Below are 8,682 nucleotides of genomic sequence, written 5' to 3'. Positions count from 1 at the left end.
GCAGGGCCAGCATCCGCTCCAGCGCCAGCTTGGCGAAGCTCTCGGTCTCCGGGTCCACCTCGATGCGGTTCACCAGGTTGCCCTCGGCGAGCGACTCCAGGGCCCAGACCAGGTGCGGGAGGTCGATGCGGTTCATGGTCGAGCAGAAGCAGACCGTCTTGTCGAGGAAGACGATCTCCTTGCCCTCGCTCGCGAAACGATTCGCCAGACGGCGGACCAGGTTGAGCTCGGTGCCGATGGCCCACCGGGAACCGGCCGGGGCGGCCTCCAGCGTCCTGATGATGTACTCCGTGGAGCCCACGTAGTCGGCCGCGGCGACCACCTCGTGGCGGCACTCCGGGTGGACCAGCACGTTCACACCGGGTATCCGCTCGCGGACGTCGTTCACCGACTCCAGGCTGAACCGGCCGTGCACCGAGCAGTGGCCGCGCCACAGGATCATCTTCGCCGCGCGCAGCTGCTCGGCGGTCAGGCCGCCGCCGGGCTTGTGCGGGTTGTAGACCACGCAGTCGTCCAGCGACATCCCCATGTCGCGCACCGCGGTGTTGCGCCCCAGGTGCTGGTCGGGCAGGAAGAGCACCTTCTCGCCCTGCTCGAAGGCCCAGTCCAGCGCCCGGCGGGCGTTGGAGGAGGTGCAGATCGTGCCGCCGTGCTTGCCGGTGAACGCCTTGATGTCGGCCGAGGAGTTCATGTACGAGACGGGGACGACCTGCTCGGCGACGCCCGCCTCGCTCAGCACGTCCCAGCACTCGGCGACCTGCTCGGCCGTCGCCATGTCGGCCATCGAGCAGCCTGCGGCCAGGTCCGGCAGGACGACCTTCTGGTCGGCCGTGGTGAGGATGTCCGCGGACTCCGCCATGAAGTGGACGCCGCAGAAGACGATGTACTCGGCCTCCGGGCGCGCCGCCGCGTCCCGGGCCAGCTTGAAGGAGTCGCCGGTGACGTCGGCGAACTGGATGACCTCGTCGCGCTGGTAGTGGTGCCCGAGGACGAAGACCCTGTCGCCGAGCTTCTCCTTGGCCGCGCGGGCGCGCTCCACCAGGTCCGGGTCGGAGGGGGAGGGCAGGTCGCCCGGGCACTCCACGCCGCGCTCGCTGCGCGGGTCGGCCTCCCGGCCGAGCAGCAGCAGGGCGAGCGGCGTCGGCTGGACGTCGAGCTCGGTGGTGGTGTGGGCGGTGGTCACGACACGCACCCTTTCTTCGTCTGGCAGAAGACTTCTCGTCTATATGACGTTATCTATCATAACCTCTTCACGTCACTTTGACGATGTCCATAGCGTCGATGTGACGCACCCCTGTTCGCCGCGCCGGTGCCCTCCCCGGAGGGCTTGTGCGAGCATGGCCGCGGACCCGGTCCGGTGTGCGAGCATGTGAAGGGAAAGCGCCGCCCCGGAATGAAACCGCCGCCACGCCGGTTGCACCCGTCGGCAAGCAGTCTCCGTACAACCCGGGAGAGAAGCAGATGTCCGTATCGGACGAGAAGACCACAGTCAGCGACGGCATCCTCCTGTCCGACGCCGCCGCGGCCAAGGTCAAGGCCCTGCTCGACCAGGAAGGCCGCGACGACCTCGCCCTGCGGGTCGCCGTTCAGCCCGGCGGCTGCTCCGGCCTCCGCTACCAGCTGTTCTTCGACGAGCGCTCGCTCGACGGCGACGTGGTCAAGGACTTCGGAGGCGTCAAGGTCGTCACCGACCGCATGAGCGCCCCCTACCTCGGCGGTGCGTCGATCGACTTCGTCGACACCATCGAGAAGCAGGGCTTCACGATCGACAACCCGAACGCGACGGGCTCCTGCGCCTGCGGCGACTCCTTCAGCTGAGCGCCCGCGCCCGCACCCGTGCCGAGGGGGCGGCCTCCCCTGTCAGGGAAGGCCGCCCCCTCGGCATGTCCGGGCCCGGCCGGTGCCCCTCGCCGGGAACTCAGCCCTGGCGCGGCAGCACCTCGCCGCTCGCCGCGTCCACGACCCTGCGGTCCCCGAGCGGCTCCCGGAGCGTCACCGTCACCGACTGCTCCTCGGCGAGCGCGATGCACACCCGGGCGGGGTCGGGGGCCGGCACCGTGATCTCCACCGACACCGTGTCCGCCGTCTCCGTCGCCTCGGCCGCGTAGGCGTCGCACACACCGCCCCAGAAGTTCACCGTGAGCGTGCGGCCGTCGCCGCTCGCCCGGTAGGAGGTGCCCGGCACCGGCGGCAGCTCGTCCGACCCGCCCGGGGGCTCCGGGTCGACGTCCTCCCCGGGAGGCTGGGGCCCCTGCACATAGGCCGGGTCGACGGCCGTGCGGACCACCGTGAACGCCGCGCCGCCGTCGTTCCCGGCGTCCTCGGGCTCGACCCGGAACAGCCAGGACGGCACCAGCGCCTGCCGCCCGTCGACCAGCTGCGCCGCGAGCCCGAACTCGGCCTCGGTGATTGTCAGGACCTCCGGGGCGGCGGTCGTCGTGGCCGAGGCCGGGTCGCAGGGCTGCTGCGGCAGCCCCGGGGCCGCCGGCAGGTCGTCCTGGTGCGGTACCGGGGTGGCGCAGCCGCCGATGCCGACGCGCCCGGAGCCGCGGCCCTCCTCGTTGAGGGCCTTCACGGCCTCGTCCGCCGAGACGACCGGGTAGCTGTGGCTGCGGACCGGCTCCTTCAGGTGCCCGCTCCCGCCGACCACCTGGCCGTCCGCCCCGACCTGCACGCCGGTGGACCAGCCGTAGGTCGGCAGCCCGTCGACGACCGGGTCCGCGTTCACCACCCGGACGGCGCCCATCACCTGGTCCGAGTGGAGCCGGGCGTCGCCCTGGCCGACGGCCTCCAGCACCGGCGCCGCGGCCCGCTCGGCCTCCTCCTCGCCCACCGCGGGGCCCGGCTCCCGGGGCCCGTCCGCGGACGGGCCGCCGGAGGGGCACTCCTTGCCCTTCAGGCAGTTGTCGCCCCCCGGGTTCGGGCCGAAGCGGGCGAAGGTCCAGGTACCCGGAGCCTCCCGGCCGACCTGGAGCATCGGGCCGGAGCCGTCCTTGTCGGAGCCGATCTTCCACACCTGCCCGACCAGCTCCGGGGGGCCCGCGAGGCCGAGCGCCTCGGCCAGCCGGGACACCTCCGCCTCCGTGACCGAGCCCGAGGCCCGCTGCACCGCCGCGCGCTCCGGGCCCTCGGGCAGCTCGCCCTCCGGCCGGTAGACCACGCCGCCGCCGTTCGGGTCCGGTTCGCCGGGCGCGATCGACCCCGGATCACCCCCGGCCCCGTCCAGCGCCAGCAGGGGGGCGGGCTCGCCGGCCCGGGTCTCGGCCTCGGCGCCCGAGGGCGCCGAGGAGCCGTCCGAACCGCCCGACGCGAGCCAGGCCCCGCCCCCGCCCGCGACCAGCACCGCCACCGCCACCGAGGCGACGGCGAGCCGCGAACGCCGACGGCGTGTGCTCTCGTGCGTGTCCTGCGTGCTGCTCACCGCATCGCTCCTTGTCTCCTGGCCTCCTGCCGCGGAGGGCACGGATGGGACGGGGCGGGGGAGCGTGCGGTTCCCTCGGGTACTCCGACCGGGCGGCGCCGTGCCCCTGCGGCCCCGGCGGGCCCGGTCCCCTCAGGCCCCGTAGCCGGAGAGCGCCCCGAGCATCCGGGCGGAGACGGCGGGCACCACGACACCGTGGATCAGCGACGGCGGCACCGGCGCGGCCGCCGCCGCGGCCGGGGCGGCCCAGTGCGGAGCCATCCGGATGCAGTGTCCGCGCAGCTGCTCCAGGCTCAACTCGGAATCCCGCGACTCGCTCGCGGCGATGGGCTTCGACATGAGCGCACCGTAACCACCGGAGAGTGACGGAAAAAGCCCTACTATCGGGTAGTTTCCGCGTCGGAAGGGGGCCCCGGACCCGGTAGCGTGGACCGTCACTGCCCGCCCCGCCCCAGGAGCGCCTCACCGTGCGTATCGCAGTCACCGGCTCCATCGCCACCGACCACCTCATGACCTTCCCCGGACGCTTCGCCGACCAGCTGGTCGCCGACCAGCTCCACACGGTCTCCCTCTCCTTCCTCGTGGACACCCTGGACGTCCGCAGGGGCGGCGTCGGCGCGAACATCTGCTTCGGCATGGGCCAGCTCGGCACCTCGCCCGTCCTGGTCGGCGCGGCGGGCGCCGACTTCGACGAGTACCGGGCGTGGCTCGACCGGCACGGCGTGGACACCGCCTCGGTGCGGATCTCCGAGGTCCTGCACACCGCCCGGTTCGTCTGCACCACCGACGCCGACCACAACCAGATCGGCTCCTTCTACACGGGGGCGATGAGCGAGGCCCGGCTGATCGAGCTCAAGTCCGTCGCCGACCGCGTCGGAGGCCTGGACCTGGTGCTGATCGGCGCCGACGACCCCGAGGCGATGCTCCGCCACACGGAGGAGTGCCGCTCCCGGGCGATCCCCTTCGCCGCCGACTTCTCCCAGCAGATCGCGCGGATGTCCGGCGAGGAGATCCGGATACTGCTGGACGGCGCCGCGTACCTGTTCTCCAACGAGTACGAGAAGGGACTCATCGAGTCCAAGACCGGCTGGAGCGACGAGGAGATCCTGGCGCGCGTCGGCCACCGGGTCACCACCCTGGGCTCCCGCGGGGTGCGCATCGAGGCCGCGGGCGAACCGGCGATCGAGGTCGGCTGCGCCGAGGAGGAGTGCAAGACCGACCCGACCGGTGTCGGCGACGCCTTCCGCGCCGGCTTCCTGTCCGGCCTGTCCTGGGGCGTGGGGCACGAGCGGGCCGCGCAGGTCGGCTGCATGCTGGCCACCCTGGTCATCGAGACCGTCGGCACCCAGGAGTACACGCTGCGCCGCGCCCACTTCATGGAGCGCTTCACCAAGGCGTACGGCGACGACGCGGCGCAGGAGGTCCGCGGGTACCTCGCCTGAGGCGCCGGCCGTCCCGGCGCCCGGCTCCGGTGCCGGGACGCCGGGCGCGGTCTACACCCGGCGGCGGACCGTGTAGGCCACGCCCCCGGCCTCCGCGGCCCGCTCGCCCACGTACTCCTGGTCCCGCATCGCGCACCACGCGGGGATGTCCAGCCGGGCCGCCGCGTCGTCGGACAGGACCGTGACGGTCCCCCCGACGGGCACGTCGCCGATCACCCTGGCCAGCTCGATGACCGGGATCGGGCAGCGCCGCCCCAGGGCGTCCACGACCAGCGCCGCCTCCCCGCCGTCCGCACCCGCCGGGGCGCCCCGGTCCGCCGCCGGCCCGTGCGCGGGGGCGCCCAGCCGCTCCCGCGCCGCGGAGACCACCCCCGGGAGCACCTCCAGGAAGCGGTCCACGTCCGCCGGTGAGGTGCCCGGCGGGAGCGAGACCCGGACGTTGCCCTCCGACAGGACCCCCATCGCGCGCAGCACGTGGCTCGGCGTCAGGGTGCTGCTGGTGCACGAGGAGCCGGAGGAGACGGAGAAGGAGGAGCGGTCCAGCTCGTGCAGCAGCGTCTCCCCGTCGACGTAGAGGCAGGAGAAGGTCACCACGTGCGGCAGCCGCCGCACCGGGTCGCCCACCACCTCCACGTCCGGCACCAGCACCGGCACCCGCTCCCGGATCCGCTCCACCAGGGCCCGCAGCCGGGCGCCCTCCGCCTCCGCCTCGGCCCGCACCGCGCGCAGCGACGCGGCGGCGGCCACGACCGCCGGGATGTTCTCGAACCCCGGCGACCTGCCCGACTCGCGTTCGTCGCCCGGCCCCTGCGGGGCGAAGCGGACGCCCTTGCGGACGGCCAGGAGGCCGACCCCGGAAGGCCCTCCCCACTTGTGGGCGCTGGCGGCCAGCAGGGACCAGGGCCCGTCCACCGGGCCCCAGGCCAGCGACTGCGCGGCGTCCACCAGCAGCGGCACCCCCGCCGCCCGGCACGCGGCGGCCGCCTCCGCCACCGGCTGCACGGTGCCGACCTCGTGGTTGGCGGACTGCAGGCACGCCAGTGCGGTGCCCTCCCGCAGCGCCGCGGCGAAGGCGCCGGCGGGCACGGCCCCGGTGCGGTCCACACCGACCTCGGTCACCTCGCCGCCGCCCGCCCGGTGGGCGGCGGCGGCGTGCAGCACGGCCGAGTGCTCCACGGCGGAGACCACCAGTCCCGCCCCGACACGCCGACGCCCGGCGAGGGCGCCCGAGATTCCCGTGTGCAGCGCGCGTGTCCCCGATGGAGTGAAGACGAGCTCGTCCGGCCGGCAGCCGACCGCCTCCGCCGCCGCCTCCCGGGCCGCGTCGAGCAGCATCCGCGCCCGCCTGCCCTCGCGGTAGAGGCGGGCCGGATCGGCCCAGCCCTCGTCCAGGGCGGCCAGCAGGGCCTGACGTGCGACGGGGTGGAGCGGAGCGGAGGAGGCGGCGTCGAAGTAGGGCACGCCGACACGCTAGCGCCGGGCCGGAGTCAGGGCGTCAGATGGGCCCTGGAGTGGGGCATTCCACCCCTTCGGGGTGTCGGGCGGCGCGTTGGGCACCCTCCCCGCGCGACCCCAAATAGCGTCCAGTAGGGTTTGGTCCGCATAAACATCCAAACCCCTGCCCGCGTCAGGGCCGGCGACCGACCAGCGAGACGGCCGCAGCCGGCCGCGCGGGCCGAGACTCTCGGGAAGGCGCTACGTGAGTCCCAACGGCTCCGACCGCTCGTCGCGGCGCCCGATGCGGCGGAAGCTGCCGCAGGTGCTGACTGCGGGCCTGATCCTGGCTACCGCCTCCGGTTGCTCATACAACTGGGAGGACTTCCCCCGCCTCGGGATGCCTACCCCGGTGACGGAGGAGGCCCCGCGGATCCTCTCCCTCTGGCAGGGCTCGTGGGCGGCTGCGCTCGCCACGGGCGTGCTGGTGTGGGGTCTGATCCTGTGGAGTGTCTTCTTCCACCGCCGTAGCCGCACCAAGGTGGAGGTCCCCCCGCAGACCCGGTACAACATGCCCATCGAGGCGCTGTACACCGTGGTCCCGATCATCATCGTCTCGGTGTTCTTCTACTTCACCGCGCGTGATGAGTCGAAGCTTCTCGAACTCTCCGACAAGCCCGCCCACACCATCAACGTGGTCGGCTACCAGTGGAGCTGGGGCTTCAACTACCTCGAGGACGTGGACGGCGACCCGGCCACCGGTGACGCCGCCGCCAGCGCGGAACTGAACGCGATCCCGGACAAGTACACCAACGACTTCCCCGCGGGAGCCGAAGGTGTCTACGACGCGGGCATCCCGGGCACCCGGAACCCGCAGACGGGCAACCCCGGCCCCACGCTGTGGCTGCCGAAGGGGGAGAAGGTCCGCTTCGTCCTGACCTCCCGAGACGTCATCCACTCCTTCTGGGTCGTCCCCTTCCTGTTCAAGCAGGACGTCATCCCGGGCCACACCAACGTGTTCGAGGTGACCCCGAACGCGGAGGGCACCTTCCTGGGCAAGTGCGCCGAGCTCTGCGGCGTGGACCACTCCCGGATGCTCTTCAACGTCAAGGTCGTCTCCCCGGAGCGCTACCAGCAGCACCTGGAGGAGCTCGCCGAGAAGGGGCAGACCGGCTTCATCCCGTCGGGCATCGAGCAGTCTGACCCGGCCAGGAATGCGGAGAAGAACCAACTGTGAGCATCCTCAACGAACCCCAGGGTGCCGCCGCGGCAGATGAAGACTCGTACGAGAACGAGCTGCCCGTCCGGCGCAAGCAGCCCGGCAACGTCGTCGTCAAGTGGCTGACCACCACCGACCACAAGACGATCGGCACGCTCTACCTCGTCACGTCGTTCGTGTTCTTCTGCATCGGCGGAGTGATGGCGCTCGTGATGCGCGCCGAGCTCGCTCGTCCGGGCACGCAGATCATGTCCAACGAGCAGTTCAACCAGGCGTTCACCATGCATGGCACGATCATGCTGCTGATGTTCGCCACCCCGCTGTTCGCCGGTTTCGCGAACTGGATCATGCCGCTCCAGATCGGTGCGCCCGACGTGGCGTTCCCGCGGCTGAACATGTTCGCCTACTGGCTCTACCTCTTCGGCTCGCTGATCGCGGTGGCCGGCTTCCTCACCCCGCAGGGCGCGGCCGACTTCGGCTGGTTCGCCTACGCGCCGCTGAACGACGCGGTCCGCTCGCCGGGTGTGGGCGCCGACATGTGGATCATGGGTCTGGCCTTCTCCGGCTTCGGCACCATCCTCGGATCGGTCAACTTCATCACCACGATCATCTGCATGCGCGCGCCCGGCATGACGATGTTCCGGATGCCGATCTTCACCTGGAACGTGCTGCTGACCGGTGTGCTGGTCCTGCTCGCCTTCCCGGTCCTCGCCGCGGCCCTGTTCGCGCTGGAGGCGGACCGCAAGTTCGGCAGCCACATCTTCGACGCGGCCAACGGCGGCGCCCTGCTGTGGCAGCACCTCTTCTGGTTCTTCGGCCACCCCGAGGTGTACATCATCGCGCTGCCGTTCTTCGGCATCGTCTCGGAGATCATCCCGGTCTTCTCCCGCAAGCCGATGTTCGGCTACATCGGCCTGATCGGGGCGACGATCGCGATCGCCGGCCTCTCCGTGACCGTGTGGGCGCACCACATGTACGTGACCGGCGGTGTGCTGCTGCCGTTCTTCTCGTTCATGACCTTCCTCATCGCGGTACCGACCGGTGTGAAGTTCTTCAACTGGATCGGCACGATGTGGAAGGGCTCGCTGTCCTTCGAGACGCCGATGCTCTGGACGATCGGCTTCCTGGTCACCTTCACCTTCGGTGGCCTGACCGGTGTCATCCTG

8 protein-coding genes are annotated in these 8,682 nt (G+C 72.0%); 4 read left to right on the top strand and 4 right to left on the bottom strand.

Translation table 11 applies throughout. From position 1 onward, the window contains the following. Positions 1-1,183, bottom strand: a 1,183-nt coding sequence (gene nadA / locus NPS70_RS28360) for a quinolinate synthase NadA (RefSeq protein ID WP_256527329.1), incomplete at its 3' end; no start/stop codon positions are given. A gap of 278 nt (positions 1,184-1,461) precedes the next feature. Here nadA and NPS70_RS28355 point away from each other — a divergent pair. After that, positions 1,462-1,818 (top strand): iron-sulfur cluster assembly accessory protein, encoded by a 357-nt coding sequence (locus tag NPS70_RS28355; protein ID WP_019885637.1) that lies wholly within the window; start codon positions 1,462-1,464, stop codon positions 1,816-1,818. Positions 1,819-1,918: 100 nt separating this feature from the next. Here the strand turns inward: NPS70_RS28355 and NPS70_RS28350 are convergent, their stop codons facing one another. Further along, positions 1,919-3,421: a hypothetical protein gene (locus tag NPS70_RS28350; protein ID WP_256527328.1), complete on the bottom strand. Its 1,503-nt coding sequence runs from the start codon at positions 3,419-3,421 to the stop codon at positions 1,919-1,921. Positions 3,422-3,553: 132 nt separating this feature from the next. Further along, complete coding sequence (locus tag NPS70_RS28345; RefSeq protein ID WP_256527327.1) at positions 3,554-3,760, bottom strand: hypothetical protein; 207 nt, start codon at positions 3,758-3,760, stop codon at positions 3,554-3,556. Positions 3,761-3,888: 128 nt separating this feature from the next. Here NPS70_RS28345 and NPS70_RS28340 point away from each other — a divergent pair, with 128 nt between their 5' ends. Beyond that, entirely contained in the window at positions 3,889-4,863 is a 975-nt protein-coding gene (locus NPS70_RS28340; protein ID WP_256527326.1) for a carbohydrate kinase family protein, read from the top strand. 51 nt (positions 4,864-4,914) lie between these two features. On the opposite strand, the gene NPS70_RS28335 is transcribed toward NPS70_RS28340, so the two are convergent. Then, a complete protein-coding gene (locus tag NPS70_RS28335; RefSeq protein WP_256527325.1) occupies positions 4,915-6,324 on the bottom strand; it encodes a cysteine desulfurase/sulfurtransferase TusA family protein in 1,410 nt (469 codons plus the stop codon). A gap of 238 nt (positions 6,325-6,562) precedes the next feature. Between NPS70_RS28335 and coxB the strand changes: the two genes are divergently transcribed. Next, the gene (gene coxB / locus NPS70_RS28330; protein ID WP_256527324.1) at positions 6,563-7,534 is read left to right on the top strand and encodes a cytochrome c oxidase subunit II; all 972 of its coding nucleotides are present in this window, start codon (positions 6,563-6,565) and stop codon (positions 7,532-7,534) included. After that, positions 7,531-8,682, top strand: a 1,152-nt coding sequence (locus NPS70_RS28325; RefSeq protein ID WP_256527323.1) for a cbb3-type cytochrome c oxidase subunit I, incomplete at its 3' end; no start/stop codon positions are given. The genes coxB and NPS70_RS28325, both read left to right, overlap by 4 nt.

Source organism: Streptomyces sp. C10-9-1 (genome assembly GCF_024497955.1).
In the GTDB taxonomy this organism is placed as follows: domain Bacteria; phylum Actinomycetota; class Actinomycetes; order Streptomycetales; family Streptomycetaceae; genus Streptomyces; species Streptomyces sanyensis.
The sequence above is the reverse complement of the archived record's forward strand: the minus strand, read 5'-3'. Positions and strand labels throughout refer to the sequence as shown.